At 68.5% G+C, this 23,929-nt stretch carries 22 protein-coding genes and 1 riboswitch; of the genes, 12 read left to right on the forward strand and 10 right to left on the reverse strand.

Features of this window, described 5'->3' with window-relative positions; all coding sequences use genetic code 11:
- Positions 1–334 precede the first annotated feature (334 nt).
- Positions 335–967, reverse strand: a complete 633-nt coding sequence (locus IG08_RS0100185; protein ID WP_030594390.1) for a TetR/AcrR family transcriptional regulator — start codon at positions 965–967, stop codon at positions 335–337.
- Between the two features lie 97 nt (positions 968–1,064).
- On the opposite strand from IG08_RS0100185, the gene IG08_RS0100190 reads away from it, so the two are divergent.
- Positions 1,065–1,817, forward strand: coding sequence for an SDR family oxidoreductase (locus tag IG08_RS0100190; RefSeq protein WP_030594392.1), 753 nt, complete (start codon positions 1,065–1,067; stop codon positions 1,815–1,817).
- A gap of 13 nt (positions 1,818–1,830) precedes the next feature.
- Here IG08_RS0100190 and IG08_RS0100195 read toward each other — a convergent pair whose 3' ends face one another.
- Positions 1,831–2,901, reverse strand: coding sequence for an SIS domain-containing protein (locus IG08_RS0100195; protein WP_030594394.1), 1,071 nt, complete (start codon positions 2,899–2,901; stop codon positions 1,831–1,833).
- A 308-nt stretch (positions 2,902–3,209) separates the two neighbouring features.
- On the opposite strand from IG08_RS0100195, the gene nagB reads away from it, so the two are divergent.
- Positions 3,210–3,995, forward strand: a complete 786-nt coding sequence (gene nagB / locus IG08_RS0100205; protein WP_030594398.1) for a glucosamine-6-phosphate deaminase — start codon at positions 3,210–3,212, stop codon at positions 3,993–3,995.
- A 137-nt stretch (positions 3,996–4,132) separates the two neighbouring features.
- Here nagB and IG08_RS0100210 read toward each other — a convergent pair whose 3' ends face one another.
- The 4 genes from IG08_RS0100210 to IG08_RS0100225 all read right to left on the reverse strand — a co-directional run bounded on the left by IG08_RS0100210 (position 4,133) and on the right by IG08_RS0100225 (position 8,856).
- Positions 4,133–5,620 (reverse strand): glycoside hydrolase family 3 protein, encoded by a 1,488-nt coding sequence (locus IG08_RS0100210; protein ID WP_030594401.1) that lies wholly within the window; start codon positions 5,618–5,620, stop codon positions 4,133–4,135.
- 9 nt (positions 5,621–5,629) lie between these two features.
- Positions 5,630–6,466 carry a carbohydrate ABC transporter permease gene (locus IG08_RS0100215; RefSeq protein WP_420823270.1) on the reverse strand — a complete coding sequence of 279 codons (837 nt, stop codon included), beginning with the start codon at positions 6,464–6,466 and terminating at the stop codon, positions 5,630–5,632.
- A gap of 5 nt (positions 6,467–6,471) precedes the next feature.
- The gene (locus IG08_RS0100220) at positions 6,472–7,452 is read right to left on the reverse strand and encodes a carbohydrate ABC transporter permease (RefSeq protein ID WP_030594405.1); all 981 of its coding nucleotides are present in this window, start codon (positions 7,450–7,452) and stop codon (positions 6,472–6,474) included.
- Positions 7,453–7,572: 120 nt separating this feature from the next.
- Positions 7,573–8,856, reverse strand: a complete 1,284-nt coding sequence (locus IG08_RS0100225; RefSeq protein WP_030594406.1) for an extracellular solute-binding protein — start codon at positions 8,854–8,856, stop codon at positions 7,573–7,575.
- A gap of 307 nt (positions 8,857–9,163) precedes the next feature.
- Here IG08_RS0100225 and IG08_RS0100230 point away from each other — a divergent pair, with 307 nt between their 5' ends.
- The 9 genes from IG08_RS0100230 (at position 9,164) to IG08_RS0100270 (ending at position 19,250) form a co-directional block, all read left to right on the forward strand.
- On the forward strand, positions 9,164–9,928 hold the full coding sequence (locus IG08_RS0100230) for a GntR family transcriptional regulator (RefSeq protein WP_030594409.1): 765 nt from the start codon (positions 9,164–9,166) through the stop codon (positions 9,926–9,928).
- Positions 9,929–10,023: 95 nt separating this feature from the next.
- Positions 10,024–12,159: a carbon starvation CstA family protein gene (locus IG08_RS0100235; protein WP_030594411.1), complete on the forward strand. Its 2,136-nt coding sequence runs from the start codon at positions 10,024–10,026 to the stop codon at positions 12,157–12,159.
- Complete coding sequence (locus IG08_RS0100240) at positions 12,134–12,331, forward strand: YbdD/YjiX family protein (RefSeq protein WP_030594413.1); 198 nt, start codon at positions 12,134–12,136, stop codon at positions 12,329–12,331. The genes IG08_RS0100235 and IG08_RS0100240 overlap by 26 nt, the downstream gene beginning before the upstream one ends.
- Positions 12,332–12,500: 169 nt before the next feature.
- A complete protein-coding gene (locus IG08_RS0100245) occupies positions 12,501–12,767 on the forward strand; it encodes a DUF3311 domain-containing protein (protein ID WP_030594417.1) in 267 nt (88 codons plus the stop codon).
- Entirely contained in the window at positions 12,764–14,383 is a 1,620-nt protein-coding gene (gene mctP, locus IG08_RS0100250) for a monocarboxylate uptake permease MctP (protein ID WP_030594420.1), read from the forward strand. The genes IG08_RS0100245 and mctP overlap by 4 nt, the downstream gene beginning before the upstream one ends.
- Before the next feature lie 72 nt (positions 14,384–14,455).
- A complete protein-coding gene (locus IG08_RS0100255; RefSeq protein WP_030594423.1) occupies positions 14,456–14,959 on the forward strand; it encodes a GNAT family N-acetyltransferase in 504 nt (167 codons plus the stop codon).
- A gap of 75 nt (positions 14,960–15,034) precedes the next feature.
- Positions 15,035–15,163: riboswitch (cobalamin riboswitch) on the forward strand.
- Positions 15,164–15,287: 124 nt separating this feature from the next.
- Entirely contained in the window at positions 15,288–17,660 is a 2,373-nt protein-coding gene (locus IG08_RS0100260; protein ID WP_030594426.1) for a ribonucleoside-diphosphate reductase subunit alpha, read from the forward strand.
- Positions 17,660–18,727 carry a ribonucleotide-diphosphate reductase subunit beta gene (locus IG08_RS0100265; protein WP_199820786.1) on the forward strand — a complete coding sequence of 356 codons (1,068 nt, stop codon included), beginning with the start codon at positions 17,660–17,662 and terminating at the stop codon, positions 18,725–18,727. The genes IG08_RS0100260 and IG08_RS0100265 overlap by 1 nt, the downstream gene beginning before the upstream one ends.
- A gap of 64 nt (positions 18,728–18,791) precedes the next feature.
- Entirely contained in the window at positions 18,792–19,250 is a 459-nt protein-coding gene (locus IG08_RS0100270) for a hypothetical protein (RefSeq protein ID WP_030594431.1), read from the forward strand.
- Positions 19,251–19,268: 18 nt separating this feature from the next.
- Here the strand turns inward: IG08_RS0100270 and IG08_RS0100275 are convergent, their stop codons facing one another.
- Together IG08_RS0100275 and IG08_RS59870 are read right to left on the reverse strand one after the other, a co-directional pair.
- The gene (locus IG08_RS0100275) at positions 19,269–20,048 is read right to left on the reverse strand and encodes a hypothetical protein (protein ID WP_030594434.1); all 780 of its coding nucleotides are present in this window, start codon (positions 20,046–20,048) and stop codon (positions 19,269–19,271) included.
- Positions 20,049–20,113: 65 nt separating this feature from the next.
- Positions 20,114–20,287, reverse strand: coding sequence for a hypothetical protein (locus IG08_RS59870; RefSeq protein ID WP_158812161.1), 174 nt, complete (start codon positions 20,285–20,287; stop codon positions 20,114–20,116).
- Between the two features lie 92 nt (positions 20,288–20,379).
- On the opposite strand from IG08_RS59870, the gene IG08_RS0100285 reads away from it, so the two are divergent.
- The gene (locus IG08_RS0100285) at positions 20,380–21,345 is read left to right on the forward strand and encodes a helix-turn-helix domain-containing protein (protein ID WP_030594437.1); all 966 of its coding nucleotides are present in this window, start codon (positions 20,380–20,382) and stop codon (positions 21,343–21,345) included.
- 1 nt (position 21,346) lies between these two features.
- On the opposite strand, the gene IG08_RS0100290 is transcribed toward IG08_RS0100285, so the two are convergent.
- Both IG08_RS0100290 and cyc1 read right to left on the reverse strand, forming a co-directional pair.
- Positions 21,347–22,720, reverse strand: a complete 1,374-nt coding sequence (locus tag IG08_RS0100290) for a bifunctional albaflavenone monooxygenase/terpene synthase (protein ID WP_030594439.1) — start codon at positions 22,718–22,720, stop codon at positions 21,347–21,349.
- Complete coding sequence (gene cyc1, locus IG08_RS0100295; RefSeq protein WP_106980851.1) at positions 22,717–23,802, reverse strand: epi-isozizaene synthase; 1,086 nt, start codon at positions 23,800–23,802, stop codon at positions 22,717–22,719. The genes IG08_RS0100290 and cyc1 overlap by 4 nt, the downstream gene beginning before the upstream one ends.
- Positions 23,803–23,929 lie beyond the last annotated feature (127 nt).

Here is a 23,929-nt window from a genome sequence, read left to right on the forward strand (position 1 = left end):
GCCCCGAAAACACCCGCGGGCCGCGGCGCCTGGGAGGGACCCTCAACCCTCCCGGCACCGCAGCCCGGAGCAACATCGGCCGCGGGGTGTGCGGTCCCGGATGGCCGAAGGATGAGGAGCCGGGGCAGTCAGGGCAGAGAGCCTCGGATCCTCGGTCCGTCTTCCTGTGCGGGGAAGACGGAAGTCTGTTCGTTGTCATGCACCCTCTACGCATTGTGGACTAGACCACTACGTGTGTCCATGCGTTGAAGGCTGTTTGTTGTTGGCGCTTTCCCTTGCGGGACCAACTAGTCGGACGCCCTAACATCCACCACGCAGCCTAACCCGTGTGGGTTCATGTGCGGGGCCAGATGGCCATGGCAATTTCCGCGAGCGCCTCCAACTCCTCCCGGCTCGCCCCGTCGCGCGCCTGTTGCGACATGCCCTGGATGATCGCTCCGGTGTGCCGGGCGAGCGCGGCGGCGTCGGTACCGGCCGGCAGCTCCCCCGCGGCGATGTCCGCCCTGATCCGGCTCTCGAACGCGGCGATGTTGGCGTTGCGCCGCTCGCGCAGCGACTCCTCGACCTCCGGAGTGCTGCAGTTGGTGGCGGCATGGACGACGAGACAGCCGTGCGGACGGTCGGGGGCCGTGTACTCGGCGGCCGCCTCCCGCAGCATCCGCTGCACGGCGGCCCGGGCGGTGGGCTCCTCGGCGAGGGCCCGCTCACCGAAGGAGCCGTACCGCACGCCGTACTCCCTCACGACCTCCTCGAACAGCGACCGCTTGTCGCCGAAGGCGGCGTACAGACTCGGGGCGCCGATGTCCATGACCCGGGTGAGGTCGGAGACGGACGTGGCCTCGTAGCCGTGCTCCCAGAAGGCGAGGATCGCCTTCTCCAGAGCGGTCTCGCGGTCGAAGGAACGAGGCCGGCCGCGTGGTTTGGATACGGGTCTGACCTGCGCCTTCGTCTCCTCGCTGCTCACCATGGAGTGAATTGTATAGCGGGTGCTAGAGAAAAGCCGGAAGCCTGTTGTACGGTCTTTTCTGTAGCGACCGCTAGGAAATTGAGAAGGGGGCGCCGACATGGGCGTGCTTGCGGGCAGGACGGCACTCGTGACCGGGGCGAGCAGGGGCATCGGGCGAGGGATCGCCGAGCGGCTGGGGCGGGACGGAGCCCGGGTCGCGGTGCACTACGGCAGGAACGAGACGGCGGCGAAGGAGACGGTCGCCGCCATCGAGGCGGCGGGCGGCTCGGCCTTCACGATCAGGGCCGAACTGGGGATACCGGGCGACACCGAGGCCCTGTGGGAGGAGTTCGACCGACACGCGGACGGGCTGGACATCCTGGTGAACAACGCGGGGATCGGGGTGTCCCGGCCTATCGAGGAGATCGACGAGGAGGAGTACGACCGGGTCTTCGCGGTGAACGTGAAGGCGCCGTTCTTCGTCGTCAAGCAAGGTATGGCGCGACTGCGCGACGGCGGCCGGGTCATCAACGTCTCGTCGGGGCTGGCCCGGACCGCGGCCATGCCGAACAACATGGCGTACGCCATGACGAAGGGAGCCCTGGACGTCTTCTCCCGGGACCTGTCCAAGGTGCTGGGCCCGCGGAACATCACGGTGAACTCGGTGGCACCGGGCATCATCGCCACCGACAACACGCACGAGCTGCTGCACGCGAGCGAGGACGCGTGGGCGAACGCGGCGGCATACTCCGCGCTGGGTCGAGTGGGCGAGACCGCCGACGTCGCGGACGTGGTGGCGTTCCTGGCGTCGGACGGCGGGCGATGGGTGACGGGGAGCTGGGTGGACGCGACGGGGGGATCGCTGACGTAGGGCCGGGTCCGGCTCAGCGGGTCTCCGTCACCTTCGCCAGGGCGCGGGGCGCGTCCGGGTCCTGGCCGCGGGCGATGGTGACCTCGTAGGCCAGCAGTTGCAGAGGGGTGATCTCCAGGACGGGCTGGACCTCCTCGGCCACGCCCTCGGTGGGCAGGACGAAGCCGGCCGAGGCCTGCTCGACCTGGCTCCGGGGGCCGACGACGACCAGGTCGGCACCCCGGCCCCGCAGCCGGTCCAGGACGGGCTGGAGGGCCTCGCCGCCCTTGCCGTCGGTGACGACCGCGATGACCGGGGAAACGTTGTCGACCATGGCGAGGGGACCGTGCAGCAGGTCGGCGCCGGAGTAGGCGAGCGCCGGGATGTAGCTGGTCTCCATCAGCTTGAGGGCGGCCTCCTTGGCCGTGGGATAGCCGTAGCCGCGGGAGGTGATCACCATGCGTTCGGCGAAGCGGTAGCGGGCGGCGAGGGCGCGGACCTCGTCCTGCCGGGCGAGCAGTTGGGCTGCGAGGTCCGGCAGCACCTGGGCGGGGGCTCCGTCGCCGCCGTGCAGGCCTTCGACGAAGAGATAGAGCGCGAGGAGGGATGCGGTGTAAGTCTTGGTCGCGGGGAGCGCCTTCTCCGGTCCGGCCATGATGTCGACGTGGTACTCGGAGACGCCGGCCAGCGGGGAGTCGGGGTTGTTGGTCACCGCGAGGGTGATGGCGCCGGCCTCTCGGGCGGACCGGGTCGAGGCCACCAGGTCCGGGGAGCCGCCGGACTGGCTGACGGTGACGACGAGGACGTCGGTGAGGTCGGGGCGGGCGTCGTACGCCGTCGTGGTCGACATCGAGGTCAGGCCGCAGGGCAGGCCGAGGCGGACCTCGAGGAGGTACTTGGCGTAGAGGGCCGCGTTGTCGGAGGTCCCACGGGCGGTCAGCAGGACGAAGCGGGGCCTGCGGGCGGCGATCTCCTGGGCGACCTTGCGGATGCCCGGGGCGCCCTCGTCCAGGATGCGCCGCAGGACGGCGGGCTGCTCGGCCATCTCGCGGGCCATGATCCGGCCGGGGAGTTCGCTCAGCGGGTCCGGTGTCGTGGCGGTCATCGTGGGGGGCCTCCCGGGTCTGGGTGCTCACCGTGCGGGTGCTGCACATCGTGCGGGTGCTGCACATCGTGTGGGCACTGCACGTCGTGTGAGCACTGCACGTCCTGTGAGCACTGCACATCGTGTGGGCGCTGCGCACCGACAGCACCATTCCACTCCCCCGCGGGGAATGGCGCGCGTCCTCCGCGTGGAGCCGAGGTGGCCTTCGCCGACCTGGGCGACAGGGGCCGATTCTGTTAGATTGGTCTAAACCACCTGACCCTTCCAGGTACCGGTTGAGTCCCCACTTTCAGATCGGCAGGCCCAGCGTGGAAGTTGTCATCGTTCCGGATGCCAAGGCGGGCGGCGAGCTCATCGCCGAGGCCATGGCGCAGCTGCTCCGGCGCAAGCCCGACGCCCTGCTCGGGGTGGCCACCGGCTCGACGCCCCTGCCCATCTACCAGGCGCTGGCGGCGAAGGTGCGGTCCGGTGCGGTGGACTCCGCGCGGGCGCGGATCGCTCAGCTCGACGAGTACGTGGGGCTGCCGGCCGAGCATCCGGAGTCGTACCGTTCGGTGCTCAGGCGCGAGGTGCTGGAGCCGCTCGGGATCGGGATGTCCTCCTTCATGGGGCCGGACGGTACGGCGGAGGACGTGCAGGGGGCCTGCGAGGCGTATGACGCGGCGCTGGCGAACGCCGGGGGCGTGGATCTGCAGTTGCTCGGGATCGGGACCGACGGGCACATCGGGTTCAACGAGCCGTGTTCCTCGCTGGCCTCGCGGACCCGGATCAAGACGTTGACCGAGCAGACGCGGGTCGACAACGCGCGGTTCTTCGAGGGGGACATCTCGCAGGTGCCGCATCACGTCATCACCCAGGGGATCGGGACGATTCTGGAGGCGCGGCATCTGGTGCTGCTCGCGACGGGCGAGGGCAAGGCGGATGCGGTCGCGGCGACCGTGGAGGGGCCGGTGGCCGCGGTGTGCCCTGCTTCGGCGCTGCAGTTGCATCCGCATGCGACGGTTGTTGTCGATGAGGGTGCGGCGTCCAAGCTGAAGCTTGCGGATTACTTTCGGCACACGTTTGTCAACAAGCCTGACTGGCAGGGGATTTAGAGACTCCGGTCTCGTCTGCCGGGTTCGGTCCGTTGCGGGGTGCGCGTCGTTTGTGGCTGGTCGCGCAGTTCCCCGCCCCTAAAAGCCACAGGCGCCGGTTCCCTCCGAGGGAACCGGCGCCTGTCTCGTCGTAGGGGTTACTCCCCCGCGATGATCTCCGCCGCCGCCCTGCCGCACACACGAGCCGCGCCATGCGTCGCGATGTGCAGGGCTCCCCTCGCAGGTGCCTGCGGGAGGCCCATTTCGACCACGATGGTGTCGGGGCGGGCGGAGAGGAGGGTGTCGAGGGCCGCCGTCATCCAGGGATGGCGGTGTGCGTCGCGGACGACGGCCACGATGCGGCGGGAGCCGGCTGCTTCCAGCGCCGCGCTGCCCGCGTCCTCGCCGGCGAAGCTGCCCGTCTCCGTGCCGGGGAGCAGGCGGGTGAGTTCCGCGGCCACTCCCCACGGGGTCTCGTCGCCCACCGCGAAGTTCGCGACCGGGGTGAAGGCGGCGACGTAGGGGGGTTCGGTGAGCGGGGTGAAGCCCGCCGCGTCGGTCACGGTCAGGGCGCGGCGGGCCGCGCGCAGGCCCACCTCGGGGTCGGCGGTGCCGTCCGGGCCGGTCGCCGATGCCGCGGACGCCCAGCGGGCCAGTGCCCGGACGCGTTCCGCCGCCTCCGCCAGGCGCTCCTCGGGGAGTTCGCCCGTGCGTACCGCCGCGATCAGGGCGTCGCGCAGGCGTCGTACCGTCTCCTCGTCGGCCAGGCCGCCGCCCACGCAGATCGCGTCGGCGCCCGCGGCGATGGCGAGAACACTCCCCCGCTCGATGCCGTAGGTGCCGGCGATGGCCTGCATCTCCATGCCGTCGGTGACGATCAGGCCGTCGTAGCCGAGTTCACCGCGCAGAAGGTCGGTGAGGATGCGGTGGGACAACGTTGCCGGACGGTCGGGGTCCAGTTCGGGGACCAGGATGTGCGCGGTCATCACCGCGCGCGTGCCGGCGGCGATCGCCGCGCGGAACGGGTTCAGTTCGCGTTCCGACAGGACCGACGGGTCCGCGTCGATGCGCGGGAGTGCGTGGTGGGAGTCGACCGCGGTGTCGCCGTGGCCCGGGAAGTGCTTGGTGCAGGCGGCGACTCCGGCCGACTGGAGGCCGGTGACATAGGCGGCCGTGTGCCGGGCGACCAGGTCGGGGGCGGCGCCGAAGGACCGTACGCCGATCACCGGGTTGGACGGGTTGGAGTTCACGTCGGCCGACGGGGCCCAGTTGAAGTTGACGCCGCAGTCCGCGAGGCGGCGGCCGAGTTCGAAGGCCACCTCCCGCGTCAGGTCCACGTCGTCCACCGCGCCCAGGGCGTGGTTGCCGGGGAAGCTGGAGCCGGTCCGCACCTCCAGGCGCGTCACGTCTCCGCCCTCCTCGTCGATCGCGACCAGGACGTCGTCCCGCTCCGCGCGCAACTGGGCGGTCAGGGCGGCGAGTTGCTGCGGCGTGGCGATGTTGCGGCCGAACAGGCCGACGGAGGCGAGGCCCTCGCCCAGGCGGCGCAGCAGCCAGTCGGGGGCGGTGGTGCCGGTGAAACCGGGCTGGAGGACGGTGAGGGCGTCTCGCGTCAGGGTGTCTGTGCCGCTGGCGAATGTCGTCATCGGGTGGCGTTATCCCTTCACGGCGCCCGCGGTCAGGCCCGCGGCCATCTTGCGCTGGACGAGGAGGAACAGGACGACGATCGGCACGGCCATCATGGTGGATCCGGCCATCATCGGGGCGTATTCGGTGCCGTGCTTGGTGGTGAAGTTGCCGAGCCAGACGGTCGCGGTCTGGTTCTCCTGGCTGAGCAGCATGAGGGCGTAGAGGTACTCGTTCCAGGCCTGGATGAAGGCGTAGACCGAGGTGGCGACCATGCCGGGGGCCAGGAGGGGGAAGACGACGCGGATGAAGGCGGACGTGCGGCTGCAGCCGTCGACCATCGCCGCCTCCTCCAGCTCCTTCGGAATGTTGACGATGAAGCCACGCAGCGTCCACACCGTGAAGGGGAGGATGAAGGTCAGGTAGGTGAGGATCAGGCCCGACAACTTGTCGTACTGGCCGAGGTCGTTGAGCAGCAGGAAGACCGGGATGATCATCGCGACCAGCGGGACCATCTGGACCGCCAGGATGCCGACGATCACGATCTTCCGGCCGCGGAAGGCGAAGCGGGAGATGGCGAGCGCGGCCAGCAGCCCGATGACGATGCCGATCGCCACCACCGAGACGGACACGATGAGGCTGCGGCCGACCGGGCCCCAGAAGTCGGCGATGTCCAGCGCCCGGCTGAAGTTGGAGAAGGTGATGCCGGTGGGCAGCAGGCTCGGGTCCGGGTCGATGGCGTCCTTGGCCGGCTTGAAGGCCGTGTTGAGCATCCAGTAGACGGGGAAGCCCGCGATGACGAAGACGAGGAGACCGAGGAGGTTCCAGCCGAGCCGGGACCTGCCCCGCACAGTGACCGTGCTCATGCTGCTCATTCGACTTCCCCGATCTTCAGCATCTGGCGCATGTAGACCGCGACCACCCCGAGCAGCAGCAACACGGTGAGCAGGGCGATCGCCGAGCCCTGCGCGTAGTCGTTGACGACGAAGGCACGGTCGTACGAGTAGGTGGTGAGGAGCTGGAACTCGGCCTCCGGGTGCCCGTTGCGCATCACGAAGACCTGCGGGAAGACGCCCATGTCCCAGATGACCGACAGCGTCGTGAGCATCACGATGATCGGCTTGAGGATGGGCAGGGTGACGTAACGGAAGACGCCCCAGGCGCCCGCGCCGTCCAGCCGGGCCGCCTCCTCCAACTCGGCCGGGACCTGGGTGAGTCCGGCGCTGAGGGTGATCACGACGAAGGGCACGGCCCCCCAGACCACCAGGAGCATGATCACGGCCAGACCCTGCGGCCCGCTCGCGAACCAGTTGTGGCCGACGAGATCGACGCCGGGCAGCTTGCTGAGGATCGCGTTGAGGATGCCGTAGTCCGCGTCGAACAGCCACTTGAAGACCGTCGTGGCGACGATGATCGGCATGCCCCAGCTGGCCACCAGCGCGATGTTGACGAGGGTCTTCACCCAGCCGGAGACCCGCTGGAGGAGCAGCGCGATCAGCATGCCGGCGACCATCGTGAAGATGACGCAGCCGGCCGCGAAGACGATCGTGCGGACGACGACCGCCCAGAACTCGCCGTCGCCCAGCACGCCCGCGAAGTTGTCGAACCCGACCGACTCGGCCGGCTGGAAGCCCCACAGCTGGGACTGCCCGAACTTCTGGAAGGACAGGGTGACCAGGCGGACCAGCGGATAGCCCATCACCAGGGCGAGGATCAGCAGACAGGGGGCGAGCAGCAGCCAGGGGGTGCCGGCCGAACTCCGGTCTCTGGCCGGCCTCTTCGCCACAGGCAGTGGTGGCGGTGCCTGCCGCGGCGGCGGCACCTTGGCGGGGGTGGTCGTGTCGGCACTCATCCGTGCGCTCCTCAGCGGTCCCTCAGGTCGTACGAAGCCCTCGTACGCAAGCAACGCCCCGCATGGGCAGGTCGTACGAGAAGCAGGGCCCCGTCGCTCTCAACGGGGCCCCGCTGGTGGTCACTTGGTGTTGACGACCTTGTCGATCGCGGCGTCCGCTTCCTTCGCGGCGGCCTCGACCGACTTCTTGCCGGTGCCGATGGACTGCAGCATGGTCTGCAGGACCTGGGCCTTCTCGACCTGGCCCCAGCCCGGCGCCATCGGGACGAACCAGTTGGACTCGGCCGCGGTGGCCGGGACCGCCGTCGCCGGGTCGTTCTTCAGCGTGGCGAGGTCGGTCTTGTTGTTGGGCAGGTTGCCCTTGGCCATCAGGCCCTTCTGGCCGGAGGAACCCGCGAAGGCGTTGATCCACTCGGCGGCGACGGCCTGCGCGTCGGACTTCACCGGGACGGCGAGGTCGGAGCCGCCCAGGAAGACGGGGAGGTTCTTGCCGGACGGGCCGGGCATCACGAAGTTCTCGACGTTGCCCTCGAGCTTGCCGGTCTTGTCGTTCTCCTTCGCCGCGGCGGTCGCGCCCTCCCAGGCGGGGGCGAAGATCATGCCCGACTTGCCCTGGCCGTAGACGATGTAACGGTCGGACTCGTCCTTGGTCTTGTCGCCGTGCATGTACTTGTCGACGACGTTCTTGAACGCCTTCAGGCCCTCGATGGACTCCGGCGAGGAGAGGTTGCCCTTCCACTGGCCGCCGGACTCGACGGCGATGGAGCCGCCGGCGTCGTAGACGAAGGACATGGCCGCGTACCAGTCACGGGTGGGCTGGTACCAGGCGCTGAACTTGTCGCCCTCCTTCTTCTGGACCTTGTCCAGGGCGGCGGTGAGCTCGTCGTAGGTCTTCGGCGTGGACTTGACGCCGACCGAGGCGAAGAGGTCCTTGCGCCAGTTGGCGACGCGGCCGCCGGCGTAGTACGGGACGCCGTAGGTCTTGCCCTCGTAGGTCACCGAGGCCTTGAGGCCGTCCAGCCAGGCGTCCGAGTTGTCGAACTCCGCCGCATCGACGGGGGCGAAGGCGCCCTTGACCATGTAGCTGAGCATCTCGGTGTTGCCCATCTCGACCACGTCGGGGGCCTTGTCGGTGGCGAGGACCGCGTCGAGCTTGGTGTTCTTGTCCGGCCAGCCGTAGTACTCGTGCTTGATCTTGATGCCGGGGTGTTCCTTCTTCACCGCGGCATCCGCGGCCTTCACCAGCTCGGGCCAGTTGTTCTGCGCGTCGACGGTGAGCCAGACGGTGAGTTCCTTGGCGTCCGCGCCGCTGTTGTCCGAACTTCCGCTGCCACTGTCCCCGCACGCCGCGATGGACACCATCATGCCCGCGATACCGATCGCGGCTGTCAGCTTGCGCTTCACGCCACCCTCCTCAGGGATGCCCCCCCGGTACCGCCTACGGGGCCGGGACTGGACCAATGGTGTAGACCAGTACCGGGAGCTTGGACCAGACCATGACGCGTGTCAAGAGTGCTCGAAAGGCCTCCGACCAGCCGTTATGCGACCTACATATGCAGGAACCTTTAAGTAAGAAGCCAGCGAAATCCCCGACCTCGGAGTACTCTCGTCCGCTAGACCACTCGCCTCTATGGACTAGACCAAAAGAGACGGCGACGGTATACAGAAGGGATCACGATGTGATCCGCATCCGGAGCCGGGAAGGCAGAGCATGAGCAGCGACGTCAGCAGTGCGGAGAACGAGGGTGGGGCGACCGTCCGTACCGCGCGCGTGCCCAAGTACTACCGCCTGAAGAAGCACCTGCTCGACATGACGGAGACGCAGTCGCCCGGGACGCCGGTACCGCCCGAGCGGACGCTTGCCGCCGAGTTCGACACCTCGCGCACGACCGTGCGCCAGGCCCTCCAGGAGCTGGTCGTCGAGGGGCGCCTGGAGCGCATCCAGGGCAAGGGCACCTTCGTCGCCAAGCCGAAGGTCTCGCAGGCGCTCCAACTCACCTCGTACACCGAGGACATGCGGGCCCAGGGCCTCGAACCCACCTCGCAGCTCCTGGACATCGGCTACATCACGGCCGACGACCGCCTCGCCGAGCTCCTCGACATAACTGCCGGCGGCCGGGTGCTCCGCATCGAGCGGCTGCGCATGGCGAACGGCGAGCCGATGGCCATCGAGACGACCCACCTGAGCGCCAAGCGCTTCCCCGCCCTGCGCAGGTCCCTGGTCAAGTACACGTCCCTCTACACGGCGTTGGCCGAGGTCTACGACGTCCATCTCGCCGAGGCCGAGGAGACCATCGAGACCTCGCTGGCCACCCCGCGCGAGGCGGGTCTGCTCGGCACCGACGTCGGCCTGCCGATGCTGATGCTGTCCCGGCACTCGCTGGACCGGGACGGACAGCCGGTGGAGTGGGTGCGGTCGGTGTACCGGGGGGACCGCTACAAGTTCGTCGCCCGTCTGAAGCGGCCTGTCGAGTGATTCAAACGGCCGGTCGAGTCATGCACGCGGTGTAGCGCAACTGCCGCTCCTGCTCTACGGTCCTCCCGTCGCCGCATGGACGGGAGGACTCCCCGGTGCGTACCGCGAACGTCCGAACCATCGTCATCTGGACCGTCGTCGGGCTGGTCGGCGCCGCCGGCTGGTCCGTGCTAGCGCTCTCCCGGGGTGAGAACGTCTCGGCCGCCTGGATGGTGGCGGCCGCCCTCGGCTCGTACGCCATCGCCTACCGCTTCTACGCCAAGTTCATCGCGTACAAGGTGCTCAAGGTCGACCGGACCCGGGCCACCCCGGCCGAACGCCTCAACAACGGCATCGACTTCCACCCCACCGACCGGCGCGTGCTGCTCGGCCACCACTTCGCGGCGATCGCCGGCGCCGGACCGCTGGTCGGGCCGGTGCTGGCCGCGCAGATGGGCTATCTGCCGGGCACGATCTGGATCATCGTCGGCGTCATCTTCGCGGGCGCGGTCCAGGACATGGTGGTGCTGTTCTTCTCCACGCGGCGGGACGGCAGGTCGCTGGGCCAGATGGCACGCGAGGAGATCGGCCCGTTCGGCGGGGCCGCGGCCCTGCTCGCCGCCTTCGCCATCATGATCATCCTGCTCGGGGTACTGGCCCTGGTCATCGTCAACGCCCTGGCCGCCTCCCCGTGGGGCACCTTCTCCATCGCGATGACCATCCCGATCGCCCTGCTGATGGGCTTCTACCTGCGCGTCCTGCGGCCGGGCCGGGTCTCCGAGGTCTCGCTCATCGGCGTGGCACTGCTGCTGCTCGCGCTGGTCGCGGGCCGCTGGGTCGCCGAGTCCTCGTGGGCCGACACCTTCACCCTCGCGCCCTCCACCCTGGTCATCTGGCTGGTGGCGTACGGCTTCATCGCCTCGATCCTGCCGGTGTGGATGCTGCTCGCGCCCCGCGACTACCTCTCCACCTTCATGAAGATCGGCACGATCTTCCTGCTCGCCCTCGGTGTCGTCATCGCGGTGCCGACGCTGAAGATGGACGCGGTCACCGACTTCGCCTCACGCGGGGACGGCCCGGTGTTCGCGGGCTCGCTCTTCCCCTTCGTCTTCATCACCATCGCGTGCGGCGCCCTCTCCGGCTTCCACTCGCTGATCTCCTCCGGTACGACGCCGAAGATGATCCAGAAGGAGACGCAGGTCCGGATGATCGGCTACGGCTCCATGCTGATGGAGTCGTCGGTCGCGATCATGGCGCTGGTCGCGGCGAGCATCATCGACCCCGGCCTCTACTTCGCGATGAACGCGCCCGCCGGGGTCATCGGCACCACCGTCGACTCCGCGTCCCAGGCGGTCGCCAACCTCGGCTACACGATCTCGCCGGACGACCTGGCCAGGGCGGCGAGCCAGGTCGAGGAACAGACCCTGCTCTCCCGCACCGGCGGGGCCCCCACCCTCGCCGTCGGCGTCTCGGAGATCTTCTCCCAGGTCACCGGCGGGAGCCTGCGCGCCTTCTGGTATCACTTCGCGATCATGTTCGAGGCGCTGTTCATCCTGACCGCACTGGACGCCGGCACCCGGGTTGGCCGGTTCATGCTCCAGGACATGCTGGGCAACGTCGTGAAGCCCTTCAAGAACGTCAGCTGGAAGCCGGGCCTGGTCATCACCAGCGCGATCGTGTGCGCCCTGTGGGGCTACTTCCTGTGGGTCGGCGTCCACGAACCCCTCGGCGGCATCAACCAGTTGTTCCCGATCTTCGGCATCTCCAACCAGCTCCTCGCGGCGGTCGCCCTGGCCGTCTGCACGACCCTGCTGGTGAAGTCCGGGCGCCTCAAGTGGGCCTGGATCACCGGGGTTCCGCTGGTCTGGGACGCGGTCGTGACGCTCACGGCCAGCTTCCAGAAGGTGTTCTCCAGCGATCCCAGGGTCGGCTTCTTCAAGCAGCGGTCCGTGTTCCAGGACGCCATCGACGACGGGAAGGTCCTGCCGCCCGCCAAGTCCATGGACGACATGCAGACCGTGGTCACCAACTCCACGGTGGACGGCATCCTTTCGGCGGTCCTCGCCCTCCTGATCATCATCGTGATCGCGGACGCCCTGCGCGTCTGCGTCCGGCACATCCGCCGCCCCGCCCTGTCCACGCTGAGCGAGGCGCCGTACGTCGAGTCGAAGATCGTGGCCCCGGCCGGGCTGATCCCGACCAAGGAGGAGAAGGAGGAGGAGCGCCGTGCGGTCACTCCGGCGGGCACTTAGGGGCGTGCGCTGGTACGTGCGGGAGCTGACCGACGAGTCGGCGTACGACCGCTATGTCGCCCACGTGCGCAAGGACCACCCGCAGGCCCGGGTGCCGACGCGGAGGGCGTTCGAGCGGATGCGGACGGACCGGCAGGAGAAGGATCCTCGGCAGGGGTTCCGCTGCTGCTGACGACTGCTGCTGACGACTGCTGTTGACGACTGCCACTGACCACTGCCGCCGAGGCCCACACGGAATCAACACATACCGGTATGCGGACGTGGGGTTCCGTTCCTGCGACGCCGTGACCTAGATTACCTGCGCGTTTCACAGGTGATCAGTGAGGGGACGGAGCCGTCAGATGTCAGATGCGCCAGAGGCGAGCAGAGGGCCGGTGGTGACGCCCGTGCGTGTCGTCATCGCCCTCTGCCTTTTCGCGCCCTTCGTGGCGATGTTGTGGGTGGGGTCGTACGCGAAGGTCGACCCGGCCTTCATCGGCATCCCGTTCTTCTACTGGTACCAGATGCTGTGGGTGCTCATCTCCGCCGCGCTCACGATGACCGCGTACAAGCTGTGGCAGCGTGACCAGCGTGCGCGCGCCTCTCAGAAGGGCGGTGCGTCGCAGTGAACGACGGCGTGAACGGCGTCGCACTCGCCGTCTTCATCTTCTTCTTCGTGGCCGTCACGGTCATGGGCTTCCTGGCGGCGCGCTGGCGCCGGGCCGACAACGAGCAGACCCTCGACGAATGGGGCCTGGGCGGACGGTCGTTCGGCACCTGGATCACCTGGTTCCTGCTCGGCGGCGACCTGTACACGGCGTACACCTTCGTGGCGGTCCCGGCGGCGATCTACGCGGCGGGCGCGGCCGGCTTCTTCGCGGTGCCGTACACCATCCTGATCTACCCGCTGATCTTCACCTTCCTGCCCCGCCTGTGGTCGGTCTCGCACAAGCACGGATACGTGACGACCTCGGACTTCGTGCGCGGCCGCTTCGGCTCGAAGGGCCTGTCGCTGGCGGTGGCCGTCACCGGCATCCTGGCGACGATGCCGTACATCGCGCTCCAACTCGTCGGCATCCAGGCGGTGCTGGACGTCATGGGCGTGGGCGGCGGCGAGGACACCAACTGGTTCGTGAAGGACCTGCCGCTGCTGATCGCCTTCGGCGTGCTGGCGGCGTACACGTACTCGTCGGGTCTGCGTGCTCCCGCGATGATCGCGTTCGTGAAGGACACGCTGATCTACATCGTCATCGCGGTGGCGATCATCTACATCCCGATCAAGCTGGGCGGCTTCGACGAGATCTTCGCGAAGGCGGGCGAGAAGTACACGGAGGCCGGCGCGGGCGGTCTGGTCCCGCCCGAGGCGGGTCAATGGACGTACGCCACGCTGGCGTTGGGCTCCGCGCTCGCGCTCTTCATGTACCCGCACTCGATCACCGCGACGCTCTCCTCCAAGAGCCGTGACGTGATCCGCCGCAACACCACGATCCTGCCGCTGTACTCGCTGATGCTCGGCCTGCTGGCCCTGCTCGGCTTCATGGCGATCGCGGCCGGAGTCAAGGTCGCCAACGGCCAGTTGGCGATCCCGCAGCTGTTCGAGGACATGTTCCCGGACTGGTTCGCGGGCGTGGCCTTCGCGGCGATCGGCATCGGCGCCCTCGTCCCCGCGGCCATCATGTCCATCGCGGCCGCGAACCTCTTCACCCGCAACATCTACAAGGACTTCATCAAGCCCGACGCGACGCCCGAGCAGGAGACCAAGGTCTCCAAGCTGGTCTCGCTCCTGGTGAAGGTCGGCGCGCTGGTCTTCGTCCTCACCATGGACAAGACGGTCGCGATCAACTTCCAGCTCCTGGGCGGCATCTGGATCCTCCAGACCTTCCCGGCCCTGGTCGGCGGCCTGTTCACCCGCTGGCTCCACCGCTGGGCGCTGCTCGCCGGCTGGGCGGTCGGCATGATCTACGGCACGGTCGCCGCGTACGGCGTCGCCTCCCCGACCAACCCGGACCAGAAGCACTTCGGCGGCTCCAACGCCGCGATTCCGGGCATCGGCGAGATGGGCTACATCGGCCTCACGGCGTTCGTGCTGAACGTGGCCGTCACGGTGGTCCTGACCTTCGTCCTGAAGGCACTCAAGGCCCCGGAGGGCATCGACGAGACGTCCCCCGCGGACTACACGGCGGACGCGGGCGACCCGGGTGTGCAGGTGGAACTGCCGCCGGCGACTGCCGGTGCCGCCCACTGAGAGTTGCCTGATCACGGGCCGTCGGAGAAATCCGGCGGCCCGTTGTCGTACCGGTCGGGCACACTCGCCTGCATGGACATCGTGATCCGGCAGGCGGCACCCGACGAGTACGACACCCTCGGCGAGATCACCGCCCAGGCCTACCTCCAGGACGGCCTCCTGACCTTCGGCGAGACCGACTGGTACCTCGACGAGCTCAGGAACGTCGCCAAGCGAGCGGCCGCCGCCGACGTACTGGTGGCCACGCAGGGCGGTCAACTCCTCGGCGGAGTCACCTTCGTACCGTCCGGCGGCCCGATGGCCGACCTCGCCCGCCCCGGAGAGGCGGAGATCCGCATGCTCGCCGTGGCGCGGTCGGCACGAGGCCGCGGCGCCGGAGAGGCCCTCGTCCGTGCCTGCGTCGACCGGGCCAGGGCCACGGACGGCTGCACCGGCATCGTCCTGTCGACCCAGGCCATCATGTACGCCGCCCACCGCATCTACGAACGCCTCGGATTTCTCCGCGCCCCCGAGCGCGACTGGAGGCCGATGCCGGACCACGACTTCACGCTCCTCACTTATGAGTTGACGCTGTGAGTTGACACTCCGACACGCTCTGAAGTCACCGCGACACAACATCTAGGGGTGCGACCAGAACCCGGCACAAGATGTATGCTCATGCTCGCTGTCGCCGCAGGGGAATCCGGTGCAAATCCGGAACTGTCCCGCAACGGTGTACTCATGCGTGCATAAGCACCTATGAGCGTCAGTCCGAGGACCTGCCGACAGTACGCCCGGCCATACCGGCCCGGGTGTCCTGACGTCCGGGTCTCGTGGAGTGGGCCGGTGGACGCGACGCCGCGTGCGCTCGTGTGCTGCCCCCTGCCCTCCGCAAGGCCCCGTGCCCAGCGAGGGAGAGCCCCACGTGACCATCGCGCCAGCCGAACCGGCTTCAGCGACCACGACCACCCCTGTGGACGAACACGGTCCCGGTACCGCCCTGTTGCGGACCCTGACCGAGCTGACCGCCGACCTCCCCGACGCCGATCCCGGACGGGTCGCCGCCGCAGCGCTCCGGGGCCGGTCCGCGCGGGCAGACGAGGCGGAGTTGCGCGAGTTGGCCACCGAGGCGGCGGCCGGCCTCATCTCCGAGGACCCCGCCTACTCCCGGCTGGCCGCCCGTCTGCTGACCATCAGCATCGCCGCGGAAGCCGCCTCGCAGGGCGTCACGTCGTTCACCGAGTCGGTCGCGGTCGGGCACCGCGAGGGGCTCATCGCCGACCGTACGGCGGAGTTCGCGCGCGTCCACGCGGCCCGCCTCGACGCGCTGATCGACACACACGGCGACGACCGCTTCGGCTACTTCGGCCTGCGCACCCTGCACAGCCGGTACCTGCTCCGGCACCCGATCACGCGCAGGGTGATCGAGACGCCTCAGCACTTCATGCTCCGGGTGGCGTCCGGTCTGGCGGAGGACGACACGACCCGCGCGCTGGACGAAGTCGCGGCCCTCTACCGGCTCATGAGCCGCCTCGACTACCTCCCCTCCTCCCCCACGCTCTTCAACTCCGGCACCCGGCACCCGCAGATGTCGTCCTGCTACCTCCTCGACTCCCCGCTGGACGAGCTGGACTCCATCTACGACCGCTACCACCAGGTCGCCCGCCTCTCGAAGCACGCCGGCGGCATCGGGCTGTCGTACTCCCGTATCCGTTCCCGCGGTTCGCTGATCCGCGGCACCAACGGGCACTCCAACGGCATCGTCCCGTTCATGAAGACCCTCGACGCCTCGGTCGCCGCCGTGAACCAGGGCGGCCGGCGCAAGGGCGCGGCCGCGGTCTACCTGGAGACCTGGCACTCCGACATCGAGGAGTTCCTGGAGCTGCGCGACAACACGGGTGAGGACGCCCGCCGTACGCACAACCTGAACCTCGCGCACTGGATCCCGGACGAGTTCATGCGCCGTGTGAACGCCGACGCACCGTGGTCGCTGTTCTCCCCCGCCGACGTTCCCGAGCTGGTCGACCTGTGGGGCGAGGAGTTCGACGCGGCGTACCGGAAGGCCGAAGCGGACGGCCTCGCGCGCAAGACCATCCCCGCCCGTGACCTCTACGGCCGCATGATGCGCACCCTCGCGCAGACCGGCAACGGCTGGATGACCTTCAAGGACGCCGCCAACCGCACCGCCAACCAGACGGCCACCCCGGGCCACGTCGTCCACTCCTCCAACCTCTGCACGGAGATCCTGGAGGTCACGGATGACGGGGAGACGGCGGTCTGCAACCTGGGGTCGGTGAACCTGGGTGCCTTTGTCGACACGACGACCGGCGACATCGACTGGGAGCGGCTGGACGAGACCGTCCGCACCGCCGTCACCTTCCTCGACCGCGTCGTCGACATCAACTTCTACCCGACCGAGCAGGCGGGCCGCTCCAACAACAAGTGGCGCCCGGTGGGCCTCGGCGCGATGGGCCTCCAGGACGTCTTCTTCAAGCTGCGCGTCCCCTTCGACTCCCCCGAGGCGAAGGCGCTCTCCACCCGCATCGCCGAGCGCATCATGCTCGCCTCCTACGAGGCCTCCGCCGACCTGGCCGAGCGCAGCGGCCCGCTGCCGGCCTGGGAGAAGACCCGTACGGCGAAGGGCGTCCTGCACCCCGACCACTACGACGTGGACCTCACCTGGCCGGAGCGCTGGGCGGCCCTGCGCGAGCGGATCGCGGCCACGGGCATGCGCAACTCGCTCCTGCTGGCCATCGCGCCCACCGCCACCATCGCGTCGATCGCCGGTGTCTACGAGTGCATCGAGCCGCAGGTCTCGAACCTCTTCAAGCGCGAGACGCTGTCCGGCGAGTTCCTCCAGGTGAACTCGTACCTGGTGGCCGAGTTGAAGAAGCTCGGCGTGTGGGACGCCCGCACCCGTGAGGCCCTGCGCGACGCGAACGGCTCGGTGCAGGACTTCACCTGGATCCCGGCGGACGTACGGGCGTTGTACCGCACGGCCTGGGAGATCCCGCAGCGCGGCCTGATCGACATGGCGGCGGCGCGGACCCCGTTCCTCGACCAGGCCCAGTCCCTGAACCTGTTCCTGGAGACGCCGACCATCGGCAAGCTCTCCTCGATGTACGCGTACGCCTGGAAGTCGGGCCTGAAGACGACGTACTACCTGCGCTCGCGCCCGGCGACCCGCATCGCCCGCGCGGCACAGGCGCAAGCCACTGTCCCCGTTCAGCAGGCCGACGACCCCGAGGCCGTCGCCTGCTCCCTGGAAAACCCCGAGTCCTGCGAGGCCTGCCAGTAATGTCCGCCCACCCGTCGCCCGACCACCGCCCCTCAACGACGGCGCTTCGCGCCGGCACCTCCCAACACCAGAACCTGCTCGACCCGGGCTTCGAGCTGACTCTCCGCCCCATGCGCTACCCCGACTTCTACGAGCGCTACCGGGACGCCATCAAGAACACCTGGACCGTCGAGGAGGTCGACCTCCACTCGGACGTCGCCGACCTGGCGAAGCTGTCCGAGGGCGAGCAGCACATGATCGGCCGGCTGGTCGCGTTCTTCGCGACGGGCGACTCGATCGTGGCGAACAACCTCGTGCTGACCCTGTACAAGCACATCAACTCCCCCGAGGCACGGCTCTACTTGAGCCGCCAGCTCTTCGAGGAGGCCGTGCACGTCCAGTTCTACTTGACGCTGCTCGACACCTACCTCCCCGACCCGGAGGACCGTGCGGCCGCCTTCGACGCGGTGGAGAACATCCCCTCCATCCGCGAGAAGGCCGAGTTCTGCTTCAGGTGGATGGACTCGGTCGAGAAGCTGGACCGCCTGGAGACGAAGGCCGACCGCCGCCGCTTCCTCCTCAACCTCATCTGCTTCGCCGCGTGCATCGAGGGCCTGTTCTTCTACGGCGCCTTCGCGTACGTCTACTGGTTCCGCAGCCGGGGTCTGCTGCACGGCCTCGCCACCGGCACCAACTGGGTGTTCCGCGACGAGACGATGCACATGTCCTTCGCCTTCGAGGTGGTGGACACCGTCCGCAAGGAGGAGCCGGAGCTCTTCGACGAGCAGCTCCAGCAGCAGGTCGTCGACATGCTCAAGGAGGCCGTCGAGGCCGAGCTGCAGTTCGGGCGCGACCTGTGCGGTGAGGGCCTGCCGGGCATGAACACCGAGTCGATGCGCCAGTACCTGGAGTGCGTCGCCGACCAGCGCCTCAGCCGCCTCGGCTTCGCCCCGGTGTACGGCTCGGAGAACCCCTTCTCCTTCATGGAGCTGCAGGGCGTCCAGGAGCTGACCAACTTCTTCGAGCGGCGTCCGTCCGCGTACCAGGTGGCGGTGGAGGGCACCGTCGACCTGGACGAGGACTTCTGACGGGGCGCGAAGGAATGGATCCGGGTGCGTGGGTCGTACGTCTCATAGGTGAGGAGGCCTCATCATGCGCCGTACGACCCACCACACGACCCTCGCCGTCGCAGCGCTGACGCTGCTGCTCGCGGGGTGCGGCACCCAGGCCGGCAGCGGTGAGGGCGACGGTGACACGGTGTCACCGTCGCCCTCGACGTCGACCTCGCCCTCGCCGGGCTGCACCTCCGTGCCGGAGCTCGACGCCGACGACAGCGGCCGCACGGTGTGCCTGGCGGCGGGCGACACGATCCGGGTCGGCCTGGACGGAACCAAGAGCCGCCCATGGAAGTCGGTCACCGCCGAGGGTGGCGTCCTCGAGCCCACCAACAGCGGCATCGTGCTTCTGCCCGGCGACGCGAGCTCCGCCTTCAAGGCGGTCTCGGCGGGCACGGCACGACTGAGTTCCTCACGCCCACTGTGCGCCACCGAGACCGGCAAGGTCTCGTGCAAGGGGATTCAGGAGTGGTCGGTCACCGTGGTGGTGAAGTAACCGACCATCCCGCGACGGTCACTTGAGCTTGACCGCGTCCCCCACCGACACGACACGTGCCGTCGTCGTGGTGCCGGGGAAGTACCAGCGCCAGCTGCCCGCCGACGTGACGGTCACCTTCGTGCTCAGCTTGCCGTGGGTACCCGTCGTCACGGTCTTGACCGTGCTGTAGTGGGCGCCGCCGGCGGGCCGGAACTGCAGCTTGGCCGTCTGCCCGGTGAACCCGTGGTACTCGAGGTTCTCCCAGTTCGCGCGGGTCAGCTTGCCGTTGATGGTCAGCTTCGCGCCCTTGGCGACCGGCTCGGGGGTCGCGTCGGTGGTGAGCCGGGAGGCGCGCTTCACCTTGTAGTCGGCGATGTAGTCGGAGATCCAGTAGTCGCCGTCGTTCGCCTTGACCGTGGCGTTGACCGTCCACTCACCGGCGGCCTTGTTGCTGTCGGCGTCGCTGTAGTCGGGGATCCAGGCCGGGGTGATCCTCATCGTGGCCGTGCACACCGACGTGGTCGACGACTTTTTCACACACGTGCTGTCGGTCCACTCGGCGAAGCCGCCGCCTTCGTGATTGGTCGCGCTGAAGGTGCTGACGTCCGTGAGCCCCTTCACCCCCGAGTCGTCCTTGATGGTGATGGCGACCGGGTAGTCGACGGCCTTCGTGGTGCCGACGATGACGTTCTTGCCGCCGTTGACAACCGTCTTGGTGACCCGGATGTCGCCCTCGCCCTCGGCGTGGGCCCCGGTGGCCGTGAGCAGGGTCAGGGCTGCCGCCCCGCCCGCCACGGCCCACAGTCTGTGTCTCATGATCCTCCCCTGGTGGTTCAGGAGAGGCTACACACGAGACCGGCCGCGCTCGTACAGGTTTGCGATCAGGCCGCCCGGGCGAAGCGCTGGAGCCTCCCCTGGCGGTCCTGTGCCTTCTTGATCTGGCGGTCGATGCGCCGGTCGTGGACGATGCCGAGCACCGACGGGAGGATCAGGAGAACGAGGATTCCGAGGACGGTGAGCATTCCGATCAGTCCTTCTGTCTGCGTGGAAGTCATGTAACTACTGTCCCGCCGCATGCCCCTTACCAACAGTGGCAGGACTGCCGCACACCCTCGATTTACTGCCACTTCCGAGGCACACTGGCAGCATGCTGAAAAACGTGGCCGCAGTGCTCCTGAACGGTGTGCACCCCTTCGAACTGGGCGTCATCTGCGAGGTGTTCGGCATCGACCGCAGTGACGAGGGGTTGCCGACATACGACTTCGCCGTGGTCTCGGCGGAGGGGCCGACGCTCGGCACCCATGTCGGCGGGCTCAGCGTCTCCACGCCGTACGGACTGGAACGGCTGGAGGAGGCCGACCTGATCGCCGTGCCTGCCGGGAGTGATTACGTCACCCGCGACTATCCGCCCGAACTGCTCGACGCCCTGATCAGGGCGGTGGACCGCGGCGCCCGGGTGCTCAGCGTGTGCTCCGGTGTCTTCGTGCTCGGCGCCGCCGGGCTGCTCGACGGGCGGCGGTGCAGTGTGCACTGGCGGCAGGCGGACGAGCTCGCCGTGCGCAATCCGCGGGCGGTCATCGAACCGGACGTGCTGTACGTCGACGAGGACCCGGTGATCACCAGCGCCGGCACCGCCGCCGGTATCGACGCCTGTCTGCACATCGTGCGCAAGGAGCAGGGGCCGGAGGTCGCCAACAAGATCGCCCGGCGCATGGTCGTACCGCCGCACCGGGACGGCGGACAGGCGCAGTACATCGAGCGGCCGTTGCCGCGGTCGCAGTGCGACACCGTCGGCGAGGTGCTCGTGTGGATGGAGCAGCACCTCGACGAGGAGGTCACCGTCGAGCAGCTCGCGGAGCGCGCGCACATGTCCCCGCGCACCTTCGCCCGCCGCTTCCAGCAGGAGACGGGCACGACTCCCTACCGCTGGATCCTGCGCCAACGGGTGCTGCTGGCACAGGACTTGCTGGAGGCGTCGGACGAGACGGTGGACGCGATCGCGGGCCGAACGGGGTTCGGCACCGCGGCCGCGCTGCGCCATCAGTTCCTGCGGGCGGTGGGGACCACCCCCAACGCCTACCGGCGCACCTTCCGCGGCCCGGAGGCCGCCTGACTCACGACCTCGGCACCGGGGTCAGCAGCAGCCGGTGCGGGCGGAGCGTGATGCCCACCCGGGTCCCGTCGTCGGACCCGGACACCTGCTCGAAGCGGTACTTCGTGGCCAGGGCCGCCGTGATCAGCGACAGCTGGGCCATCGAGAAGTGGTCGCTCGGGCACTTGCGGTTGCCCGTACTGAATGGGCTCATGGCGTGTTTCGGCACCGACTTGACCCGGTCCGGAAGCCACCGGTCGGGATCGAACTCCAGGTTGTCCGCGTACGATTGCGGATCGCGTTGGATCGCGTACGGGCTGTACACGATGTCGGCCCCGGCCGGAATGCGATAGCCACCGAGTTCCGTGTCCCGCACCGCCCGCCGCGTCAATATCCATACGGCGGGCCGCAAACGCATGGCCTCGACGACGACATTGTTCGTGTGCCGGAGCGCCCGGACGTCCTCGAATGCCACCGGACGTCCGCCGGTCACGGATTCAACTTCCGCGCACACCCTGTCCGCGTGTTCCGGGTGTTCGGCGAGCACCTGCAACAGCCACATGATCGTGGACGCGACGGTTTCGCTGCCGGGCGTGAGTATGGCGACGACCTGGTCGTGGATCTCCTGTTCCCCGATGGGGTCGCCATTGTCGTCCTTTGCCTCCAGCAAGGCCGTCAGCAAATCGTCCGGCTTTTGACCAGAGGCCCGCCGCTCGGCGACGATCTCGTCGACGAGGAGATGCAAATCGGCCAGCGCCGCGTTGAATTTGCGATTGGCCGGGAGCGGCAGCCGGTACAGCGCCCCGGCGGGTATCACCATCCGCCGGTACATGCCCCGGAAGACGGTGGCGAGGGCGACACACAGCCGCTCGGCCCGCTCGTCCATGAAGTCTCCGCGCAGCAGGCAGCGGGCCGCGATACGCACCGCGACACGGAAGGACTCGGAGGTGCAGTCGATCGTCTCGCCGGGCTTCCAGCGCTCGGTGAGCGCGTGTGCCTCCTCCTCCATGATGGGCCCGTACGCGGGGATCGCGTCGAGCCGGAAGGCGGGCTGGATGGTGCGCCGCTGACGCCGGTGCGTGGGCCCGTTCGCGGTGGCCACGCCCTCTTTCCCGAGCAGGCCCTCCAGTGACTCCCACAGTGGTCCGTCGATGATGTAGTCGTTGCTCAGCGCCATGGCTCCGGTGAGCGCCGGCGTGGTGACGGCATAGACCGTCTTGGGGCCGAGCCTGAGTCGTACGACATCGCCGTGGCTGCCCAGTCGGGCCATGAAGCTCAGCGGGTCGCGGACCAGTTTCCAGCCGTGGCCGAGGACGGGTACGCCCCCGCCCGCGAAGGGCGGCTCGAGCAGCTCCGGGGTCACCGGGGCTTCGGGCCTGACGGACTCGACGGTCATTTCTCACCTGCCGCTTCGTTGTTGACGTACGGGGGCGTGGACCGGTCGTCCCAGCTGTCGACCATGTACCGGCCGGACTCGTGGTGGAACCAGTAGACGGTGCTGAACCAGTTCCGCATGTTGCAGACGCAGGCCCGTACGGCGGCACTCAGTTCCTTTCCCCGCAGCGTGCCGTCGGCGAGGAGATCGGCGAACCGTAAGGCGTCCTGTTCCGCGACGAGGAATTCGTCCACGCATTTCTCGACGCGCCGCCGGACTTCCCTGACCGCCTCTTCCAGGGTCAGCCCCTCATATTTGATGAGGCTGATTCCGAGATTGTGCACCTCGTCGCCCGCTATTTCCTTGGGGAGCGAACAGAGGTCGTTGTACCAGGCGGCGAACTCCTGACTCAGCAGTGCCGCCCGCCGATATGCCGGGTGTTTCCGTACACGGTCCGGGAGTTCACAGCCCGCGGCCGGCTCCAGCAGATCGGTCCAGATCCAGTGCGCGAAGGTGAGCCGACGCAGCGCCAGGTACTCCTCGACCGGGGGAATGATTCCCTCGGTACGATTGCGGAATTCCCGGTCGTAGGCCTCGATCACCTGGTGGAAGTGGCGGGCGAACCGCGTGTTCCACGTCTGCGGCAGGAACGAGTACAGCCGCAGCATGCTGTCGGCGAAGGCGGCCACCAGGGGATCCTCGTGGTGCAGATGGTCCCGTGGGGAGTCGAGGGCCGCGTGCAGGCGCATCCTGAGCCGCCGCCACGCGCCCGGCCGCCGGTGGACGATGTCACGGTCGTGCCGGTCGTCCCAGACGAAGAACCACGCGCTGTAGTCCGCTATCGCCTGGAGGACCTCGTCCGGGGCACCCATGTAGTACCCGGCCATGAGGTCGGTGTAGCAAAGTCCGTCGGCATATTCCTCCACCTTGTCCGCCGGCATGAGCCGCTTTTCCAGGAGCCAGGTACGGGTCTTCTCCTGGAGCCTGGGCCAATACGGGTGCAGTTGCCTGGGAAACGCTGCCTCGATCACCGAGAGGAAGAGCGATGGCGGAACCGCGACCGCCGTCGGTGCCGATGTGGTGCTGTGTGGGAAAGCATGCACGAACAAACCCCTTCCAGCCGCCAGTCGCGCACGCCCCTCCCGCTGAACCGGGCGTGCGCCGTTGCGTATCCCCGCACTTCCATTCAGCACCACAACTGACCGATCTGGGAACGGATTTGCTTCATTC

It is taken from the genome of Streptomyces fulvoviolaceus (assembly GCF_000718165.1).
Classification (GTDB): domain Bacteria; phylum Actinomycetota; class Actinomycetes; order Streptomycetales; family Streptomycetaceae; genus Streptomyces; species Streptomyces fulvoviolaceus.

Excerpts from the sequence above, each read along its gene's own strand:
- IG08_RS59870 (WP_158812161.1), bottom strand. The coding sequence starts at position 20,287 with ATGACTTCCACGCAGACAGAAGGACTGATCGGAATGCTCACCGTCCTC.
- IG08_RS0100215 (WP_420823270.1), bottom strand. The coding sequence starts at position 6,466 with ATGAGCACGGTCACTGTGCGGGGCAGGTCCCGGCTCGGCTGGAACCTC.
- IG08_RS0100195 (WP_030594394.1), bottom strand. The coding sequence starts at position 2,901 with ATGACCGCCACGACACCGGACCCGCTGAGCGAACTCCCCGGCCGGATC.
- IG08_RS0100270 (WP_030594431.1), top strand. The coding sequence starts at position 18,792 with ATGCGCCGTACGACCCACCACACGACCCTCGCCGTCGCAGCGCTGACG.
- IG08_RS0100275 (WP_030594434.1), bottom strand. The coding sequence starts at position 20,048 with ATGAGACACAGACTGTGGGCCGTGGCGGGCGGGGCGGCAGCCCTGACC.
- IG08_RS0100190 (WP_030594392.1), top strand. The coding sequence starts at position 1,065 with ATGGGCGTGCTTGCGGGCAGGACGGCACTCGTGACCGGGGCGAGCAGG.
- IG08_RS0100285 (WP_030594437.1), top strand. The coding sequence starts at position 20,380 with ATGCTGAAAAACGTGGCCGCAGTGCTCCTGAACGGTGTGCACCCCTTC.
- IG08_RS0100245 (WP_030594417.1), top strand. The coding sequence starts at position 12,501 with ATGTCAGATGCGCCAGAGGCGAGCAGAGGGCCGGTGGTGACGCCCGTG.
- IG08_RS0100265 (WP_199820786.1), top strand. The coding sequence starts at position 17,660 with ATGTCCGCCCACCCGTCGCCCGACCACCGCCCCTCAACGACGGCGCTT.
- IG08_RS0100185 (WP_030594390.1), bottom strand. The coding sequence starts at position 967 with ATGGTGAGCAGCGAGGAGACGAAGGCGCAGGTCAGACCCGTATCCAAA.
- IG08_RS0100220 (WP_030594405.1), bottom strand. The coding sequence starts at position 7,452 with ATGAGTGCCGACACGACCACCCCCGCCAAGGTGCCGCCGCCGCGGCAG.
- IG08_RS0100230 (WP_030594409.1), top strand. The coding sequence starts at position 9,164 with ATGAGCAGCGACGTCAGCAGTGCGGAGAACGAGGGTGGGGCGACCGTC.
- IG08_RS0100210 (WP_030594401.1), bottom strand. The coding sequence starts at position 5,620 with ATGACGACATTCGCCAGCGGCACAGACACCCTGACGCGAGACGCCCTC.
- IG08_RS0100290 (WP_030594439.1), bottom strand. The coding sequence starts at position 22,720 with ATGACCGTCGAGTCCGTCAGGCCCGAAGCCCCGGTGACCCCGGAGCTG.
- IG08_RS0100255 (WP_030594423.1), top strand. The coding sequence starts at position 14,456 with ATGGACATCGTGATCCGGCAGGCGGCACCCGACGAGTACGACACCCTC.